Annotated in this window: 21 protein-coding genes and 1 riboswitch; of the genes, 12 read left to right on the forward strand and 9 right to left on the reverse strand. The window is 73.2% G+C overall.

Features of this window, described 5'->3' with window-relative positions; all coding sequences use genetic code 11:
* Window positions 1–27 precede the first annotated feature (27 nt).
* Entirely contained in the window at window positions 28–213 is a 186-nt protein-coding gene (locus KK087_RS12540) for a hypothetical protein (RefSeq protein ID WP_111093138.1), read from the forward strand.
* A gap of 126 nt (window positions 214–339) precedes the next feature.
* Here KK087_RS12540 and KK087_RS12545 read toward each other — a convergent pair whose 3' ends face one another.
* Both KK087_RS12545 and KK087_RS12550 read right to left on the reverse strand, forming a co-directional pair.
* A complete protein-coding gene (locus tag KK087_RS12545) occupies window positions 340–1,371 on the reverse strand; it encodes an NADPH:quinone reductase (protein ID WP_214565723.1) in 1,032 nt (343 codons plus the stop codon).
* A 76-nt stretch (window positions 1,372–1,447) separates the two neighbouring features.
* Window positions 1,448–1,810 carry a winged helix-turn-helix transcriptional regulator gene (locus tag KK087_RS12550; protein ID WP_071247254.1) on the reverse strand — a complete coding sequence of 121 codons (363 nt, stop codon included), beginning with the start codon at window positions 1,808–1,810 and terminating at the stop codon, window positions 1,448–1,450.
* A 108-nt stretch (window positions 1,811–1,918) separates the two neighbouring features.
* Between KK087_RS12550 and KK087_RS12555 the strand changes: the two genes are divergently transcribed.
* Window positions 1,919–2,566, forward strand: a complete 648-nt coding sequence (locus KK087_RS12555; protein WP_250901071.1) for an NAD(P)-dependent oxidoreductase — start codon at window positions 1,919–1,921, stop codon at window positions 2,564–2,566.
* 179 nt (window positions 2,567–2,745) lie between these two features.
* Here the strand turns inward: KK087_RS12555 and KK087_RS12560 are convergent, their stop codons facing one another.
* Complete coding sequence (locus tag KK087_RS12560) at window positions 2,746–4,068, reverse strand: MFS transporter (protein WP_214530201.1); 1,323 nt, start codon at window positions 4,066–4,068, stop codon at window positions 2,746–2,748.
* Window positions 4,069–4,211: 143 nt separating this feature from the next.
* Here KK087_RS12560 and KK087_RS12565 point away from each other — a divergent pair, with 143 nt between their 5' ends.
* Window positions 4,212–5,069 (forward strand): LysR substrate-binding domain-containing protein, encoded by an 858-nt coding sequence (locus tag KK087_RS12565; RefSeq protein ID WP_214565727.1) that lies wholly within the window; start codon window positions 4,212–4,214, stop codon window positions 5,067–5,069.
* Window positions 5,070–5,286: 217 nt separating this feature from the next.
* Here KK087_RS12565 and KK087_RS12570 read toward each other — a convergent pair whose 3' ends face one another.
* Window positions 5,287–6,573 (reverse strand): hypothetical protein, encoded by a 1,287-nt coding sequence (locus KK087_RS12570; protein WP_214565729.1) that lies wholly within the window; start codon window positions 6,571–6,573, stop codon window positions 5,287–5,289.
* Between the two features lie 97 nt (window positions 6,574–6,670).
* On the opposite strand from KK087_RS12570, the gene KK087_RS12575 reads away from it, so the two are divergent.
* Complete coding sequence (locus KK087_RS12575) at window positions 6,671–7,639, forward strand: aldo/keto reductase (RefSeq protein WP_214565743.1); 969 nt, start codon at window positions 6,671–6,673, stop codon at window positions 7,637–7,639.
* Between the two features lie 133 nt (window positions 7,640–7,772).
* Here KK087_RS12575 and KK087_RS12580 read toward each other — a convergent pair whose 3' ends face one another.
* Window positions 7,773–8,408: an NADPH-dependent F420 reductase gene (locus KK087_RS12580; RefSeq protein ID WP_214530205.1), complete on the reverse strand. Its 636-nt coding sequence runs from the start codon at window positions 8,406–8,408 to the stop codon at window positions 7,773–7,775.
* A gap of 76 nt (window positions 8,409–8,484) precedes the next feature.
* Between KK087_RS12580 and KK087_RS12585 the strand changes: the two genes are divergently transcribed.
* The 3 genes from KK087_RS12585 (at window position 8,485) to KK087_RS12595 (ending at window position 9,857) form a co-directional block, all read left to right on the forward strand.
* The gene (locus KK087_RS12585) at window positions 8,485–8,781 is read left to right on the forward strand and encodes a GNAT family N-acetyltransferase (RefSeq protein ID WP_214565745.1); all 297 of its coding nucleotides are present in this window, start codon (window positions 8,485–8,487) and stop codon (window positions 8,779–8,781) included.
* Between the two features lie 99 nt (window positions 8,782–8,880).
* Window positions 8,881–9,351, forward strand: coding sequence for a MarR family winged helix-turn-helix transcriptional regulator (locus tag KK087_RS12590; protein ID WP_214530207.1), 471 nt, complete (start codon window positions 8,881–8,883; stop codon window positions 9,349–9,351).
* Window positions 9,348–9,857 carry a metallophosphoesterase family protein gene (locus KK087_RS12595; RefSeq protein ID WP_214565747.1) on the forward strand — a complete coding sequence of 170 codons (510 nt, stop codon included), beginning with the start codon at window positions 9,348–9,350 and terminating at the stop codon, window positions 9,855–9,857. Before KK087_RS12590 ends, KK087_RS12595 begins: the two co-directional genes overlap by 4 nt.
* 89 nt (window positions 9,858–9,946) lie before the next feature.
* Here KK087_RS12595 and thiD read toward each other — a convergent pair whose 3' ends face one another.
* The 3 genes from thiD to thiM form a co-directional block, all read right to left on the reverse strand.
* Window positions 9,947–11,437, reverse strand: coding sequence for a bifunctional hydroxymethylpyrimidine kinase/phosphomethylpyrimidine kinase (gene thiD, locus KK087_RS12600; protein ID WP_250901073.1), 1,491 nt, complete (start codon window positions 11,435–11,437; stop codon window positions 9,947–9,949).
* Window positions 11,434–12,183, reverse strand: coding sequence for a thiamine phosphate synthase (gene thiE, locus KK087_RS17460; protein ID WP_307860059.1), 750 nt, complete (start codon window positions 12,181–12,183; stop codon window positions 11,434–11,436). Before thiE ends, thiD begins: the two co-directional genes overlap by 4 nt.
* Window positions 12,180–13,046: a hydroxyethylthiazole kinase gene (thiM, locus tag KK087_RS12605; protein WP_214530209.1), complete on the reverse strand. Its 867-nt coding sequence runs from the start codon at window positions 13,044–13,046 to the stop codon at window positions 12,180–12,182. Before thiM ends, thiE begins: the two co-directional genes overlap by 4 nt.
* A riboswitch (TPP riboswitch) is annotated at window positions 13,035–13,130 on the reverse strand. (Overlaps the previous gene by 12 nt.)
* A gap of 68 nt (window positions 13,131–13,198) precedes the next feature.
* Between thiM and KK087_RS12610 the strand changes: the two genes are divergently transcribed.
* The 4 genes from KK087_RS12610 to KK087_RS12625 all read left to right on the forward strand — a co-directional run bounded on the left by KK087_RS12610 (window position 13,199) and on the right by KK087_RS12625 (window position 16,454).
* Entirely contained in the window at window positions 13,199–14,119 is a 921-nt protein-coding gene (locus tag KK087_RS12610; protein WP_214565749.1) for an NUDIX domain-containing protein, read from the forward strand.
* Between the two features lie 102 nt (window positions 14,120–14,221).
* Entirely contained in the window at window positions 14,222–14,968 is a 747-nt protein-coding gene (locus tag KK087_RS12615) for a phosphotransferase enzyme family protein (protein ID WP_214565751.1), read from the forward strand.
* A gap of 173 nt (window positions 14,969–15,141) precedes the next feature.
* Window positions 15,142–16,080 carry a J domain-containing protein gene (locus KK087_RS12620; RefSeq protein WP_214530212.1) on the forward strand — a complete coding sequence of 313 codons (939 nt, stop codon included), beginning with the start codon at window positions 15,142–15,144 and terminating at the stop codon, window positions 16,078–16,080.
* Window positions 16,080–16,454, forward strand: a complete 375-nt coding sequence (locus KK087_RS12625) for a hypothetical protein (RefSeq protein WP_214530213.1) — start codon at window positions 16,080–16,082, stop codon at window positions 16,452–16,454. The genes KK087_RS12620 and KK087_RS12625 overlap by 1 nt, the downstream gene beginning before the upstream one ends.
* Here KK087_RS12625 and KK087_RS12630 read toward each other — a convergent pair.
* Window positions 16,448–16,810, reverse strand: a complete 363-nt coding sequence (locus KK087_RS12630; protein ID WP_017886594.1) for an Hsp15 family ribosome-associated heat shock protein — start codon at window positions 16,808–16,810, stop codon at window positions 16,448–16,450. The two genes, KK087_RS12625 and KK087_RS12630, sit on opposite strands and share 7 nt — an antisense overlap.
* A 33-nt stretch (window positions 16,811–16,843) precedes the next feature.
* Here KK087_RS12630 and KK087_RS12635 point away from each other — a divergent pair, with 33 nt between their 5' ends.
* On the forward strand, window positions 16,844–17,101 hold the full coding sequence (locus KK087_RS12635) for a hypothetical protein (RefSeq protein WP_307860060.1): 258 nt from the start codon (window positions 16,844–16,846) through the stop codon (window positions 17,099–17,101).
* Window positions 17,102–17,471: the final 370 nt, after the last annotated feature.

Raw genomic sequence — 17,471 nt, forward strand, 5'->3', positions numbered from 1 at the left:
GTCGGACGCTCGACGTACGATGCCCCCATGACGACCGTGAACCCTGCTCCGCCGTCGTTCGGGCGTGCCCGGATCTCCTCGCCGAACTGGAACGACACCACCACCGACGCCGACTACGAAGACCTCGACGTCATCGCCGCCAACATCGAACGCGAGCGCGCTGCAGCCCGGCTCCGGGTCACCGCAGCCATCGCCGCGCGACTGGGTCGCTGACCCCTCCCGCATCGTCCACGACGAACGGCTCCCACGCGTGCGTGGGAGCCGTTCGTCGTCTGCGGAGGCAGGGAAGGCCGGAGCCGGAGCCGAAGCAGGCGCCGGAGCCGGGATCCCGTGTCGCGGCTACGGCGCCTCGGTCACGTCGACGAGCACCTTGCCGACCGTGTCCTGCTCGACCGCATCGTGTGCCTCGGCGGTCTGCTCGAGCGTGAAGCGGGTGAGCGGGAGCCCGGCGTCCTCGCCGACGGGCAGCACACCGTCGTGCAGCGCCTCGGTGACGTCCTCGGCCGCCGCGGACAGGGCCTCGTCGCCGATCGTGTAGAGCAGCAGGAACTGGTATCGGGCGTTCACGCTCATGTTCGGGCGGATCGGCAGGCTCGCTTCGTCACCACCGTTGTTCGCGTAGATCGACACGACCCCGTGGTTGGCCAGCACGTCGGCGACCAGCGCGGCGTTCTGCGGGATCGACACCTCGACGACGATGTCGACGCCGTCGGGGGCGATCGACCGGATGCGCTCGGCGGCGTCCTCCTCGCGGTAGTTCACGATGTGGTGTGCCCCGGCCGCCGTCGCCAGCGTTGCCTTCGCGTCGGAGCTGATCGTCGTGATGACGGTCGCCCCGGCCCAGCGTGCGAGCTGGATCGCTGCGTGCCCGACGGCACCGGCTCCCCCGGCGACGAGCACGGTGAAGCCGTCGAGGGCTCCGGGACCGAGTCGGGCAGGGCCGTCCTCGTGCGTGGTGAGGGCTCGGTGCGCCGTCATCGCGGGGACGCCGAGCGAGGCGCCGACGTCGAACGAGACACCCTCGGGCAACGGCACCACGCGGGACTCGGGAACGACCGTGTACTCCTGCGCGGTGCCGGTCGGCCGTGACGCCGCTGCCATGAACATCCAGACGCGGTCGCCGACGGCCAGGCGGTCGACTCCGGGGCCGACGGCGTCGACGACACCGGCGCCGTCCTGGTTCGGCGTGATCTCGGGGAAGGGCAGCCCGTCGCCGTAGGTGCCGCCGGCGCGGGCCTTCCAGTCGGTCGGGTTGACGCCGGAGACGACGACGCGGACGCGGACCTCACCGGCGCCGGGCTCAGGGATCTCCCGCTCGACGAGTTCGAGGACGCTGCTGGCACCGGGCTTCGTGTAGACGATCGATCGCATGTCCCCAGGCAACCACTCGTCGCCGTCGGGGATTCCGAGTGCGGCCGCCCAGCGCGCGTCGTACCCCTCGCGCGCCTCAGCGCGCGTCGTACCCCTCGCGCGCCTCGGCGACGTCGGGCATGTGCGACGTGGCCCAGTCCTCCAGCGGCACGAGCACCGTGCGCAGCGACCGCCCGAGCTCGGTCAGTTCGTACTCCACGTGCGGCGGGATCTCGGGGAACACCGTCCGCGTCACCATGCCGTCGCGTTCGAGCGCCCGCAGCGTCTGGGTGAGCATCTTCTGCGAGACCCCCTGCACCCGGGCCGCCACCGCCGAGTACCGTGCGGGACCGTCGGCGAGGGCGCCGATCGTCAGCACGCTCCACCGGTCGCCGATGCGGTCGAGCAGCTGCCGACTGGGGCAGTCCGCCGCGTACGGGCTGTACTCGAGTGCTGACATGGTGTCCTCCGCAACGCACCGCCAGGTGCCTACTTACTGAAAGAGAGTAACTCTTGTACGGTGACTGTCAACGTCACCGACGCCCGTGACGTCCGAGAAGGGAACAGCATGACCAACATCGTCGTCTTCGGAGGCACCGGCTACGCCGGCTCCGCCATCACCCACGAGGCACTCTCCCGCGGCATCACCGTGACCGCGGTCGCCCGCGACACGAGCAAGCTCGAGCCGGCCGAGGGCCTCACGCTCGCGCAGGGTGACGCGTTCGACGCCGACTTCGTGTCCGAGGTCACGAAGGGCGCCGACGTCGTCATCGTCTCGCTCCACGCCGTGCAGGCGGACGGCAGCGAGCTGAAGGACAAGTTCCAGCACTTCGTCGACGCCGCGGCAGCAGCCGGTGCGCGCCTCGGCATCGTCGGTGGTGCCGGCTCGATGCGCGTGTCCGAGGACGGCCCCCGCGTGTTCGACACCGACGGCTTCCCGGACGCCTTCAAGGGCGAGGCGAAGAGCCACGCGCAGATCCTCGACGCCCTCCGCGCCTCGGACACCGAGGTCGACTGGTTCTACGTGAGCCCCGCCGCGGCCTTCGGCAGCTACAACCCGGGCGAGCGTCGCGGCACCTACCGCGTCTCCGACGAGGTCCTGCTCGCCGACGCCGAGGGCAACTCGGACATCTCCGGTGCCGACTACGCGATCGCGTTCGTCGACGAGATCGTCACCCCGGCGCACCACCAGACGCGCTTCGGCGTCGCCTACTGAGGCACTGCCCTTCGCAAGACACCGGTGTTCACACAACACACCGCGGGATCCCGCGGCGTCGAGCGTGAACACCGGTGTTTTGCGTACCTCCCGACGCGACCAACGGGCGGACGGGAGGCGCGGGGCGGGGCCGCCACGGGCCTCCAGGCCGGCGGATGGTCACCGCCAGGGCCCCCGCGTCAGTGGGTGACGATCGCCGGCACCGGCAGGTGGTGGCGCATCCGCACCGACAGGTGCAGGCCTCCGCGGCGGGCGAGCACGAGCGCGACCACGGCGGCCGCCGCGGCCGGCACGCCACCGGCGACCATCATCCCCACGTGCGCCCCGAAGCGGTCCACGATCTGCCCCATCAGCGGCCCGCCGATCGCCTGCCCGCCGAGCAGCACCAGGACGTACAGCGACATCACCCGGCCGCGGATCGCCACGTTCGACGACAGCTGCACGAGCGAGTTCGACGCGGTCTGGAACAGCAGCTGCGACATCCCGACGGCCACGAGCGCGACGGTGAACGGTGCGATCGCCGGGATCGAGCCCGAGACGACGAGCAGCACCCCCGTCCAGAACACCCCGCCGACGATGGTGCGGAGCCGGACGACGGCCCTCCGGGTGGACAGCAGTGCACCGACGAGGGCGCCGATCGCCACGGCGGAGTTGAACACGCCGTAGCCGCCGGCGCCGACGTCGTACACCTGTGACGCGAAGGCGGACAGCAGCACGGGCATGGTCAGCGCGAACACCGAGAAGAACGCGACGAGGATCACCGGCACGATGATCGTCGGCTTGTGCACGGCGTAGCGGAGGCCCTCCATCAGCTGCCCCTTGCCGCGTGGCGCCGGGGGCGTGCGGTGCAGTTCGGAGACCTTCAGGAACCCGAGCGTCACGACGACCGCGACGCAGGCGATCGCGTTCACGCCGAACGACCAGCCCGCCCCGACCGCGACGAGCAGGGCGCCCGACAGTGCCGGCCCGATCATCCCGCCCAGCTGGAACACCGACGAGTTCACGCTGATCGCGTTCCGCAGGTGCTTGTGCCCGACGATCTCGGTGACGAACACCTGCCGCGCCGGGTTGTCGATCACGGTGACCATGCCCACCAGGAACGCGATCACCCAGATGTGCCACGCCTCGACGACGCCGGCGAGCGTCAGCACGGCGAGCAGCGCGGACAGCACCGCGAACGCGCCCTGCGTGATCATCATGAGCGCACGCTTCGAGAACCGGTCGACGAGCACCCCGCCGAGCAGCCCGAACAGCAGCATCGGCGCGAACTGACAGGCCACCGTGATGCCGACCTGCGCGACCGACCCGGTGAGCTCGAGCACGAGCCAGTCCTGGGCGATGCGCTGCATCCAGCCGGCGGTCATCGCCACGAGGTTCGTCGCCGTGAACAGCCGGAAGTTCGGCACGGACAGGGCGATGAGCGTGTGGCGCCACGGCGGTCGCGTGGCCTGGATCGGGAGCGGTTCGGTGGGCGGGGGGAGGGTCGTCGGTGACGCGCTCACGGTGCGGGGTTCTCCGGACGTCGGTGTGGATCTGGTACCCCAACGAAACTACGTGACCGCGCCCCATTCGATACCCCTATGGTGGCTATCACTCCATTGCGATGTCGAATGACTGCGCGACCGCGCGAACGAACGAGGTGCCCGTGCTCGATCCTGTCCTGTTGCAGACGTTCCTGGCCGTGGCGGAGACCGGCAGCTTCACGCAGGCCGGCACCCGGCTCGGCATCAGCCAGCCGACGGTGTCGCAGCACGTCCGGCGCCTCGAGACCGCGGTGTCGCGCACGCTCGTCGCCCGGGACACCCGTGGTGTGGCCCTGACCGACAACGGGGACGCGATGGCCGGGTTCGCCAGGACGATCCTCGCCGCGCACGCCACCGCCGACGCCTACTTCTCCGGCGCGGCCACCCGCGGACGGCTGCGGTTCGGGGCCGCCGACGACCTCGCCATCACCCAACTGCCCCGGATCCTGCGGGACTTCCGGCGGCTGCACCCCCAGGTGAACCTCGAGCTCACGGTGAACCAGTCGTCACCACTGCTCCGCCGGGTGCACGCCGGGCAGCTCGACCTGGTGTTCATCAAGCAGACGGCGGGGGAGTCCGCCGAGGGCACCCGGGTCGCCACCGACCAGATGGTGTGGATGGCGCAGGACGGCATCGCCCTCGAACCCGGTGAGCCCGTGCCGCTCATCGCCTACCAGGCGCCGAGCATCAGCCGGCAGATGGCGATCGACTCCCTCGAGGCCGCCGGCCGCACCTGGCGCATCACCTGCAACACGCGCGACGTCAACGGTGTGCTCGCGGCGGTCCGGGCGGGCATCGGCGTCGCGGTGTTCCCGCACTCGCTCATCCCGGCGGACCTGGTGAAGGTGTCGCAGCGGCTCGGGCTGCCGGACCTGCCGGCGGTGGACTACGTCCTCATCGCGAACCCGACGGTGCAGCGGGAGCCGATCGACGCCCTGACGAACGCGATCCTGTCGCGCGGGGTCGTCCGCGCCGTCTGACCCGCGGGTGCATCGGCCGCGAGACGCCGGCGTGTTGCGGCGGGTGCGTGCGACGGGACGCCGTCGTGTTGTCCCGACACCGCCGAGTCATCGAGACGCCGCGCTTTTCGACGGCGTCTCGACGGGCACGCGGCGTCGTGCGAACACGACGGCGTCTCGACGGGCACGCGGCGTCGTGCGAACACGACGGCGTCTCGACGGGACGCCGGCCGCGGCCCTACGGGGCGAGCGTCGGGGTCGTGCCGGTGCCGGTGACGTCCGGCAGCGAGACGCCGACGAGCGGCAGCAGCGCCGCGGCGACCGCCCACAGCAGCACGATCGTCCCGACGCCACCGAGCACGGCGCCGACCAGGGCGACCGGCCGCTGCCACGTGGCCGTCCGGTCGCGCAGGGTCACGATCGAGAGCACCAGCGCGAGCAGTCCGAGCACCACGCCGACACCGTGCACGGTCGCGGGGGCGGAGAACCACCAGGCCGCCAGACCGATCGTCGCGATCCCGGCCACGGCACCGAGCACGGCACCGGCGGTCGCGCCGAGCGCACGGCGCGGCTCCGGCGTCGCGGCTGCGGCCACGGGCTGGTCGAGCAGTTCGGTCGGGAGGCCCGCATCGCCTCCGCCAGGACGCTCCGGCCCCGAGACGGGTGCGACCAGGGCCGCGGTCGCGGCGGCGTCCGCGGTCGGCGTGACCACGGGCACGACGGGGGCGACGGCCGCGGACGGCGTGGCGTGCAGCACGGCGTCGAACGACCGCCCGGGAGCCGGGACAGCGGCCGACTTCGCGGCGGCGGCGGCCTGCTGGTGGGCGAAGCGGCGGGGGGTCCGGTAGCCGATCGGTCCGACGGGCTCGGGCTCGGTGCCCTCGACGACGACGTGCTCGAGGCCGGGCACCGAGAACCGGGGCTGCCCGGCGACCGGGACGGTCGGGACGGCGGGTGCTGCGGGAGCAGGCGCTGCGGGGGTGGTCGCTGCCGGAGTGGGCATCGGTGCCGGCTCTGCGACGGCTGGCGCGACGGAGAGCGCGCCGGCGGTCGGAGCGACGGTCGGCGGGACCGTGGGAGCGGGCGTGGGGACGGCCACGGCGGGGGAGACGGGCATGGCGAGCGCTCCCGAGGGCGCGATCGTCGCCGCGGGCACCGCCGGGTTCTCGAACGGCACCGTGTGCACAGTCGGGGACATCGGGGCCGGGGGGAGCTGGTCCTGCTGCGGCGGGAAGTCCGGCACCGGGGCGTCGGATTCGACCAAGGCGGCGATCGACGTCGGCTCCGCTGCCGGTGCGTGCACGGCCGGCACGTGCGCTGCGGGCGCGACCATGGTGGGTGGGACCGGCGCCGCGTGGGCGGCGCGGGACGAGGCGGGGGTGGGGCGGGCCTCCCGGCCGGCGGCGTTCACGTGACCTGCTGCGGCGACGCGCTCGGGCGCGACCTCGTCGACGGGCGGCGCGGTCACCCAGGCCGGGACGGGGCGACGGGGCCGGTCCGATTCGGGCATGCGATGCGCTGCCACTGCGGCGCTCCTTCCGTCGACTGATCCATGCTCAGTTGTAGCGGCAACCGCTGTGAGGATCGCAGCCCCAGTTCGGGGTCGCCGGTACGTTCGGGTGATGACCGGAATCGAACACCGTCCCCTGGGCCCCTCGGGCCTCGTCGTCTCCACCGTCGGCCTCGGCTGCAACAACTTCGGCCGGCGGGGCACCGCGTCCGAGTCGCAGGAGGGCACCGACGCGGTCGTGTACGCGGCCCTCGACGCCGGCGTGACGCTCTTCGACACCGCGGACATCTACGGCGGCGAGCCGGGCATGTCCGAGGAGATGCTCGGGCGCTCGATCCGCGGCCGTCGTGACGAGATCGTCCTCGCGACCAAGTTCGGCATGGACATGCAGGGCGCGAACGGGCCGGACTGGGGCGTCCGCGGGTCCCGTCGGTACGTGCGGCTCGCCGTCGAATCGTCGCTCCGCCGCCTCGGCACGGACTGGATCGACCTCTACCAGATGCACCGGCCCGACGACGTCACCCCGATCGAGGAGACGCTGTCGGTCCTCGACGACCTGGTGCGCGAGGGCAAGATCCGGTACATCGGTCACTCGAACTTCGCGGGGTGGCAGATCGCCGAGGCCGAGCTGACGGCGTCCATCGCCGGGACCACGGCGTTCGTGTCCGCACAGAACGAGTACAGCCCGCTCGCCCGTGCCGCCGAGGCCGAGGTCCTGCCGGCCGTGCGGGCGTACGCGCTCGGGTTCCTGCCGTTCTTCCCGCTGTACAACGGGCTGCTCACCGGCAAGTACACGAAGGCCGGCGGGCCCGCCGACGGGCGGCTGTCGACGTCGAAGCCGCAGGTCCTCGAGGACGCCCCGTGGGACGTCCTCGACGACTACCAGCGGTTCTGCGACCACCGCGGCGTGACGATGCTGCAGGCGACGTTCGCGTGGCTCCTGGCGCAGCCCGGGCTGTCGAGCGTCATCGCCGGGGCCACGAAGCCGGAGCAGATCACGCAGAACGTCGAGGCCGGCACCACGTGGACGCCGAGCGAGGACGACATCACCGACATGACGGTGATCTTCGACCGGGCCTGAGCGGGCGCGGGCGCAGGCCGGGGTTCGCTCGGTTCGCGCCGGTCGTTTCGCGCTGAGCGACAGGTCACGGGCCGCGGAGCCCGTGGGGTGTCGCTCAGCGCGAAACGGCGGCGGTGCGGCGCTGGTGCTGCGACTAGCGCGTCGCGGCGGCCAGGGCGTCGCGCAGCTCGGCGGCGGTCATCCGCGGGCCGTAGCCGGGGGTGTCCCGCTGGATGCGCCAGCCCTCGGTGAGCGGTCCAGCGTCGACGACGTCGAAGCCGAACACGTCGATGAGCTCGGCGACGGTCTGCTTGGCGGAGTCGTCGTCGCCGGCGATGACGAGGGCACGTCGGTCCGGGGTGCCGGCGGGCGTCGCGTGGCCGGTCAGGTCGTCGGCGCCGATGTGGTTGAACGCCTTCACGACACGGGCGCCGGGCAGGTGGTCCTGCAGCAGCTCCGCCGTGGTCGTGGACTGGTCGTCGAGGGCGGCGATGTGGCCGTCGCGCTCCCAGTAGTAGTTGTTCGTGTCGATGACGACCTTGCCGACGAGGGGCTCGACGGGGATCGTCTCGATCGCGGCGAGCGGCACCGTCACCACGACGATGTCGCCCGCTGCGGCTGCCTCGTCGCGAGTGGCCGCGCGTGCGTCGTCGCCGAGTTCCGTGACCAGGTCGGTCAGGGTCTCCGGCCCGCGGGAGTTCGCGATGACGACCCGGTGGCCGTTCCGCACCGCCAGTCGTGCGAGCTGGGATCCGATGTTGCCTGCGCCGATGATTCCGATGGTGGTCATGGTGTCCCTGCAACGCTGCTCGACGTCGTGCATTCCCTGCGCGGCACGGACGCCCGGCGCGGAGCATGATGGCGGCATGGACCACGAGTTCCGCGACGAGACCGATCAGGACCGCTACGCGATGTACGCCGGCGGCGAGCTCGTCAGCGTGCTCGACTACCGGGTGAACGGTGACGCGGTGGCGTTCCCGCACACCTACACGGTCCCGAAGCACCGTGGACACGGCTACGCGGCACAGCTCGTCGAGTACGCCGTCACCGACGTCGAGTCGTCGACCACGAAGCGCATCGTGCCGATGTGCTGGTTCGTCGGCAAGTGGTTCGACGACCACCCCGAGAAGGCCGACCTGCTCAGCCGCAGCGCCGCGGACTGAGCACCGGCCGAAGCGCACCCCCACCCACGGGTACCCGCCGGTATGGTGACGGGACGACAAGGCCGCCGGCAGGCGTCGGCGCAGACAGGCTGGAGCACCATGGAGCACCCGAGCTCGAAGGTCCGGAACAGCGACATCAGCCGGGCGTACACCGAGCTCGCCCGCATCACGCGCCGTGCGAGCATCCGTGCGCGCGGCTCGGACCAGGTGTTGAGCGTCGTCGACCAGTCCCTCGTCGACTTCGTCGTCCAGCACCCCGGCTGCATGGCCATCGACATCGCCCGCTACCTGCGGCTGAACCGATCGACGATCTCGCGGCAGCTGTCCGGGCTCCTCGCCACGGGGCTGGTGCGGACGACCGGCAGCGGCAGCGGCAACGCGAAGCCGCTCGAGGCGACCGACGCCGGCCGAGCAGCGCTCGAACGATCGGTGCAGCTGCACCGGGACGCGCTCGACGAACGGCTCGCCGACTGGTCGGACGACGACATCGCACTGCTCGCCGGACTGTTGGAGCGCCTGGGTGCCGCCGACGAGGCCGGACTCCCGATGCCGGCACCGACCGAGCCGTGACGACGTCGTTCGTCCTGCTGTCGGACACACACCTGCCGAAGCGCGCGAAGGACCTGCCGCCGGGGCTCTGGGCCGACATCGACGCCGCCGACCTCGTGGTGCACGCGGGGGACTGGGTCGACCTGTCCACCCTGGACGCCGTGCAGGCGCGGTCCCGCCGCTTCGAGGGCGTCCGCGGCAACAACGACGGGCCGGAGTTCGACGACCGGCTGCCGCTCGTGGCCCGGTTCGGTGTCGAGGACCTGCGCGTCGCCCTGGTGCACGAGACCGGTGCCGCGACGGGCCGGGAGCGGCGGATGGACGCCGAGTACCCGGACACCGACGTGCTCGTCTTCGGCCACTCGCACATCCCGTGGGACACCGTGGCACCGTCGGGGATGCGCCTGCTCAACCCCGGTTCGCCCACCGATCGCCGCCGCCAGCCCGACCACACGTGGATGCGCGGCACGGTCACGGGCGCCGAGCTGTCCGTCGAGCTGGTGCGGCTGCCCCCGGTCGCCCGCTAGCCCCTGTAGCCCGCTGGCCGCGGTAGCCCGCTGGCCCTGGTTTCGCGCCCACCGACACCGCACGGGGCGCGGTGCCCGTGGGGTGTCGGTCAGCGCGTGAGCTCGGCAGCAGCCGTCGGCATCCGGAAGAACGCGAGCTCCCACTCCGTCGAGCGCCGGAACGCCCGCGCCATCCGCCCCCGCTCGTCGCGCGTCGCCGCACGGGCCAGCTCCTCGACGAGCCGGGTCGCCTCGGCACTCGACGCCGCGAACCCCGGGTCCCCGTACGCCGTGATCCAGTCGGCGAAGGCGTGCCCGTCCGGAGCGACGCCGAGCTGCGACCCGACCCAGGCGTAGACCCGGAAGCACGGCAGCACCGCGGCGGCCAGCACCGCTGCTGACCCGGAGTCGGCGGCCTCCTGCAGGTGTGCGAGGTACCCGGCGCACGTGGGGTGCACGGGATCGTCGGCGTGCGAGCCGGCCAGCCGACGGTGGTGCAGGTCGCGGGCCTCGTCGGCACACCCCTGCGCAGCAGCTGCCCAGAAGGCAGCAGCAGCGCCAGCACCATCACCCGAACCGGAGGAACCAGCGAGCGCCGCCAGGTGCCGCTCGTACGCCCGCAGGTAGTGGACGTCCTGCGCCAGGTAGCCCGCGAACACCTCCGGCTCGAGGGTCCCGTCCCCGAGCCCCACCAGGAAGGCGCACTCGATCGTCTCCTGCAGCACCGACGTCGCATCCGCCCACCACACGTCCGTGTACGACAGCGCCGGACGTGCCGCCCGCGCCTGCGCGCCGTGGTCGATCGGCCCGTTGCCGCTCCCGACCGACAGGGCGTCCGCCCCGTGCAGCGCTGCGGTGAGCCACTCCTTCGCCACCCCGACCGCGAGTTCCCAGTCGCCGTGCCGGCCGGCGAGCGTCGCGATCGCGCTGGAGAGCGAGCACCCGGTGCCGTGCGTGTTCGTCGTCGCGACCCGGGGACCGGCGAAGACGCGCACCGAACCGTCCGGCGCCACGAGCACGTCGTCCGAGGTCGGCCCCTCGTCGTGCCCACCCTTCGCCAGCACCAGGACGTCCCACCGCGCCGCCACCGCCCGCGCCGCCGCCAGCGACGAAGCCGCCAGCGACGAAGCCGATGACGAGGACGCCGACACACCCGCCAGCTCCGCCAGCACCGCGAGCTCGGCCCGGTTCGGCGTCACCAGGTCGGCGAGGGCGAACAGCGCCCCCATGGCCGACGCCGCGTCCTCGTCGAGCAACCGGTCCCCGCTCGTCGCCACCATCACCGGGTCGACGACGACCACCGGCGGCCGGTGCTCCCGCAGCCAGTCCGTCACGACCCGCACGACTTCGGCGGTGCCGAGCATCCCGATCTTCACCGCGTCGACCACCACGTCGTCCGACACCGCGTCGAGCTGCTCCCGAAGGAACCCGACGTCCGGCACGTGCACCGACCGCACCCCGTGCGTGTTCTGCGCGACGAGCGCCGTCACGACGCCCATCCCGTACCCGTCGTGCGCCGCGATCGCCTTGAGGTCCGCCTGCATCCCGGCCCCGCCCGTCGGGTCGGTCCCGGCGATGCTCAGCACCCGTGGGACGCTCATGCGTCCGCCCCGTGGCGCGCGGCGTCGGCCTGGAGGAAGGGGTCGCCATCACCGGACGGCCCCGCCTCCGCCCCGTGGCCGGGTCCAGTGCCCCACGCGGCCACGTACGCCGCCGCGGCGGATCCCGGGTCGGCCGCGGCGCAGATGCCCGACACGATCGCGACACCCGCGGCGCCGGCTGCCCGGAGCGGTCCGACGTCGTCGAGGGTCACCCCGCCGATCGCCACGCACGGCACGTCGGTCGCGGCGGCCAGCCGGGCGAACCCGTCGTGGCCCAGCGCTGGCGGGTGGTCCGCCTTCGTCGCCGTGGGGTGCACGACCCCGACGCCGAGCAGGTCCACGGTGCCGCGGGGGAGCCGCTCGACGGCAGCCAGGTGCTGGAGCGTGTTGGCCGTGAGGCCGACGTGGGCGTCCGGACCGAGCAGGGCACGGGCGGCGGTGACCGGGACGTCGGACTGGCCCAGGTGCACCCCGGCGACCCGGTGTCCCGCGTGCCGGGCGGCGAGGGCGACGTCGAGCCGGTCGTCGACCACCACCCTCGCGCGGTCCCCGACGGCGTCGGCCACGGCGGCCGTGAGTGCCAGCAGGTCGCGGGCGGAGGCGTCCTTGTCCCGCACCTGCACGATCCGGACCCCGGCGTGCACGGCGGCGCGGACGACCCCGAGCACCCCGATGCCGTGCCGGTCCGCCAACGCTCCGTCGGTCACCAGGTAGACGCCGAAGTCCACCGGCCCCAGCGCACTCACGCCGACACCGCCGATGCTTCGACCTCGGGTGCCGATTCGATGGTGATCCGGGCTTCGCGCACGACGTCCTCCGGGGTCAGCGACGCCAACCGGTCGAGGAACAGCGGCTGGAAGGTCCCCGGTCCGCCCGCCTCGCGGGCGGCGAGCTCGGCGGCGATCGTGTGCACCGCGGTGGCGGCGACCGCGGCGGCACCGGCGTCCTCCGGCGACACCGAGGAGAACGCGGCGACGACCGCGCCGAGCGCGCACCCACCACCGGTGATCCGTGTCAGCAGGTCGGTGCCGTTCGCGACCCGGACCACACCGATGCCGGGCGCGACCAGCAGGTCGACCGCACCCGACACGGCCACCGCGGCCACGAGCCTCCCGTCCGAAGCGGCGACGGACGCGACCCGGGCGTCCTCGGTGCCCACCGTGCTGTCGACCCCGCGGCCACCGGCCGAGTCGCCGAGCAGGGCGAGGACCTCGGACGCGTTGCCGCGGAGCACCGTCGGGTGCAGGGCGAGCAGGTCGCGCGCCAGTGCGGTCCGCACCGGCAGCGAGCCGACGGCCACCGGGTCGAGGACCCACGGGGTCCCCGCGTCACGGGCGGCGTGCACGGCCTCGAGCGCGGCGACCCGGGGTTCGGCGTGCGGGGTGCCGGTGTTCACGAGCAGGGCGTCGGCGACACGGGCGAACGGCCCGGCCTCGGTGGCGACGTCGACCATCGCTGGTGAGGCCCCGAGTGCGAGCAGCACGTTCGCCGTGACGTTCTGCACGACGGTGTTCGTGATGCACTGCACCAGCGGGCCCCGGGCACGGACGGCCTCGAGGAGTTCGGCGGTTCGGTGGGCCCAGTCAGGGGAGGGCGCAGCGGTTTCCATGGACGATCCCTTCGCGAGTACGAGCTCGAGCAGGTTCGACGGGTGTGATCTCAGCCGCTGGATGCGGCACCCCGTGTCTCGACCGACACCGTACACGACGCCCGGTGACCACTTCGAGGCCTGCTCGGGGCACCGTGTGCCAGGGTTGGACCGTGCCAGATGCAACGCCTCCCGGGCCCCCGCCCGGCCCCCGCGACCCCGGTGACGCCTGGTCGGTCGGCCCCGACGGCACCAAGGCGTGGGGACGCTTCGGCGCCGCCGGCCTGCTCGTCGACGACGGCGCCGGCCGCGTCCTCCTGCAGCACCGCGTCGAGTGGAGCCACCACGGCGGCACCTGGGGCATCCCCGGCGGGGCACGGCACCAGGGTGAGGACGCGGTGACCGCCGCGCTGCGCGAGTCCGCCGAAGAAGCCGGCGTCCCCGACGACGCGATCGCCCTGCGCCACACGGCGCTCCTCGACCTGGGGTTCTGGACCTACACGACCGTCGTGGGGCGCGCCTCCCGGCCCTTCGAACCGGTCATCGCCGACCGCGAGAGCCTCGCGCTGTCCTGGATCCCGATCGACCAGGTCGACGACCTGCCCCTGCACCCCGGGTTCGGGAGGTCGTGGCCGGCGCTCCGCGCCACCGTCGCGACCACGCCGCACGTCGTCGTCGACGCGGCGAACGTCGTCGGCAGCGTTCCGGACGGCTGGTGGAAGGACCGGGCCGGAGCCGCCTCGCGCCTGCTGGCACAGGTGTCGGCGCTCGCCGCGGGCGGGGTGTCCGCTCCCTTGCTGGACCTGCCGTTCGCGCGGTGGTGGCCGCGGTGGACGGTCGTGCTCGAGGGCGAGGCGCGCGCTGCCGCCGAAGACCCGAGTGCCGGTGCAGGTACAGGTGCCGGTACCGGCGCGGTCGACGTCGTCCGTGCCCCGGCCTCGGGTGACGACGCCATCGTCGAGGCCGCACGTGCCGCGGTGGCGGACGGCGACGGCCCCGTCGTCGTCGTGACGGCCGACCGCGAGCTCCGTGACCGTGTCGAGACCCTCGGCGCGACGGTCCACGGGCCGTCCTGGTTGCGCGACCAGCTGTAGCGGATCCGACCGCCGTGTTCCGGATGGTCGGGGGACGACCGTCGGTCGCTGCCGGTACGCTGGCCCTCCGTCGACGGAGACGCAACACGCAGGAGGTTCCCCTTGGAGCGCATCACCAGGGCTGACGACCGAGTCCACCGCCCCGCCGGGCCGTGGACCCCCACGGTGCACCGGCTGCTCGCCCACCTGCACGAGCAGGGGTTCGTCGCGGCCCCGGAACCCATCGCCCTCGGCGACACCCTCGAGACGGTCTCGTTCGTCCCCGGCGTCGCGGGGGAGTACCCCTGGACCGAGGACATCGCCAGCGAAGCGGCCCTCGTCACCAGCGCCCGACTGCTCCGTCAGTTCCACGACGCCGCGGCCAGCTTCCCGCGCAGCGCCACCGACGACCTCTGGTCGCAGGCGGACCGCGCCCCTGTCGAGACGATCGTGCACGGCGACTTCGCCCCCTACAACTGCGTCTACGACGGCATCGCCGCCGTCGGCCTCATCGACTTCGACACCGCCCACCCGGGCCCACGGGTGTGGGACGTCGCGAGCGCCGTCTACCGGTTCGCCCCGTTCACCACCGGCGCGGTGGAGGGCGCGACCGCACCCGACCTCGACGCACGGCTCGCGCGGGCCGCCGAGTTCTGCCGCGCCTACGCCCTCGACGACCGCTCCCGAGGCGTCCTCGCCGAGACGATGATCGCGTCCCTCGTCGCCCTGGTCACCACGATCGAGCACGAGGCCGCCGCTGGCAACCCGAAGTTCGTCAGCGACCTGCAGCACGGCCACGCCGACCTGTACCGCGCCGACGTCGCCTACCTCGAGCAGCACGCCGACGCCATCAGCGCCGCCGTCGCGTGACCACGAGCCGGGGTGTCCTCAGCGCGCCCGTCGCGACCGCGGTGGTCTGACGCCACCGAGGACGGACCGCGAGCCGCCGTGGCGCGTCGGTGCGGAACCGGCGGCGTGGCCCAGACCGTACCCAGCAACCATGCGGCGGACTCCGACACTGCCTCCGGTAATGTCGCAGGGCCATGACGGACAGCCCGGCCGACGCCACCCCCTACGAAGTCCTCGGCGTCCCCGCGACGGCTGACGACGACGCGCTCCGCCGCGCCTACCGGCGGGCGGCTCGCGAGACCCACCCCGACCTCGGCGGTGACGCCCAGCGGTTCCGTCAGGTCCAGCTCGCATGGGAGCGCATCGGGACCCCCGCCGCGCGGCGCGCGTACGACGTCGGGTCCCGCGCGTACGGCGCGTCCGGTCCGTCCGGGGCGACCGCCGGGAGGCCCGACACCGGTCGCGACGCCTACGCACCCCCGGCAGCGCGTCGCGACACCCGCCCACGGGCCCGGTCCCACGGACACCCCGGTGGTCGGTCGCGCGAGGTCTTCCTGCAGGCGGAGCGCGAGTGGGTCGGACTCGGCGATCCCATCGAGGACCCGTACGACCCCACGCTCATCCGCTCCGCGCCACGGCACATCCGGCGGCTGCTGGCCGAGGCCCTGGCAGAAGAAGCGACCGCCTCGATCGTCTCCGACATGGGCATCGGCGTCACGGTCTGGCACGACCTCGACGCCGGGTCCGAGGGCAAGCTCGACCACGCCGTCCTGACCCCGAGCGGGCTGTGGGCCGTCGAGTCCATCGACTGGGGCGCTCCCGTGCGCGTCGAGCACGGGGAGATCGTCGGCGAGACGCTCGCGCCGGGGGAGCGCCCGGTCAAGGAGCTCGTGCGCGCCGCCCGTGCCGTGCAGAAGCAGACCCGGGTGCGGTTCTCCGGGCGGCTGCTCGTCGTGCCGGACGCCGCCGTCACCGAGGACGTGCAGCTCGTCGGCTCCCCGAAGAAGCCCACCGCCCTCGTCGTCCGCCGGAGTGCGCTCGCCCAGGTGCTGAACGGCGTCTGGTCGCCAGCCGGTTCCGTCGACGTCTTCGAGATCCGCGACCGCCTGCAGCAGACCGTCCGCTTCGTCTGATGTCCGCGTCGCACGTCGTGGTCGAGATCGGCGGCTGGGAGCACGAGTGCTGCGGCCTGGCCGTCGAGATCGGCGACGTCGTCGAGTACTGGGTCGTCTCTGCGGACGGAGCACGGCGGTTCGGCGAGGTCCGACACGACTCGGCGCGGACGCAGTCGATCCGTGGACGGGTCGTCGAGCTGTACGCGGTCGGCCGTGACGGACGGGTGGCAATCGAGCGGGTTCCGAGCGGTTCGGCCCTGTGCGGCTCCGACGAGGACGACGACGGTCACCTCGAGGCCCGCTGGACCGGGCAGCCGGTTGCCGTCGATTGGGACGGCGAGACGGAGTTCGAAGTCGTCATCGACCCGTACGGCAAGCCGAAGCGTCAGTAGCCGCGCAGCTTCTCGAGGTCGCGGCGCTCCCGCTTGCTCGGCCGTCCGGCACCGCGCTCGCGCATCGGGACGAACCCGGCCTCTTCCTTGGAGAGCCGCGGCGGGGTCTTGTCCTCGAAGTGCTTCGCCGCCTCGGGCGCGCTCGTCCGCTTCAGGATGATGCCGGTGACCATGACGATGCGGTCGAAGCCGTTCTGGCGCACCCGCACCTCGTCGCCGGGGCCGATCGGCTGCGCCGGCTTCGCGCGCTCCCCGTTGACCCGGACGTGACCGGCCTTGCACGCGGCGGTCGCGGCCGACCGGGTCTTGGTGATCCGGACGGCCCAGATCCAGCTGTCGACCCGGGCCTTCTCCATGCCGACACTCTAGGCGGCCCGTACCCTGGGGCGGTGCATGCGGACGAACAGGCGGCGATCGCCCGAGCCCGTGCGCTCGGGGTGCTGCACGATGCCGCGATCGGGGACCGCCTGGTGGTCCGGGCGCACCACGGGGACGGTGCGCAGGACGCCCTCGGTGACCTGGTCGCCCGGACACCCGACACCGTGACGATCGCGACCCGCCGCGGCCCCGTCGAGGTCCGGCTCACCGACGTCGTCGCCGCGAAGCCCGTCCCGCCGCCCCCGCCCGCGCGGCCTGCTCGGCGCTGACGCGCTCATCTCGCACCGTGCGGCCTTGTCGTGCTGTCGAGGCGGGGTCGCACGGTGCGGATCTTGTCGGCGGGTGCGTCGTCGGGGGTTCGGTGCGGGGTTGTGGTGCGGCACGGAGCCGCCAGCCTCGCACGGTGTGGCGGAGGCGGCACGGTGCGGGGTTCGCGTCGCCGGGGTCGCACGGTGCGGATCTTGTCGGTGGGTGCGTCGTCGGGGGTTCGGTGCGGGGTTGTGGTGCGGCACGGAGCCACCAGCCTCGCACCGGCTGACGAACCTCGCACCATGCGAACCCCACGCCCCCGCGCCGCACGCACGCACGCACGCACCCACCGACAAGATCCGCACCGTGCGACCCCGGCGACGCGAACCC

It is taken from the genome of Curtobacterium aurantiacum, assembly GCF_018598555.1.
Lineage (GTDB): Bacteria > Actinomycetota > Actinomycetes > Actinomycetales > Microbacteriaceae > Curtobacterium > Curtobacterium aurantiacum.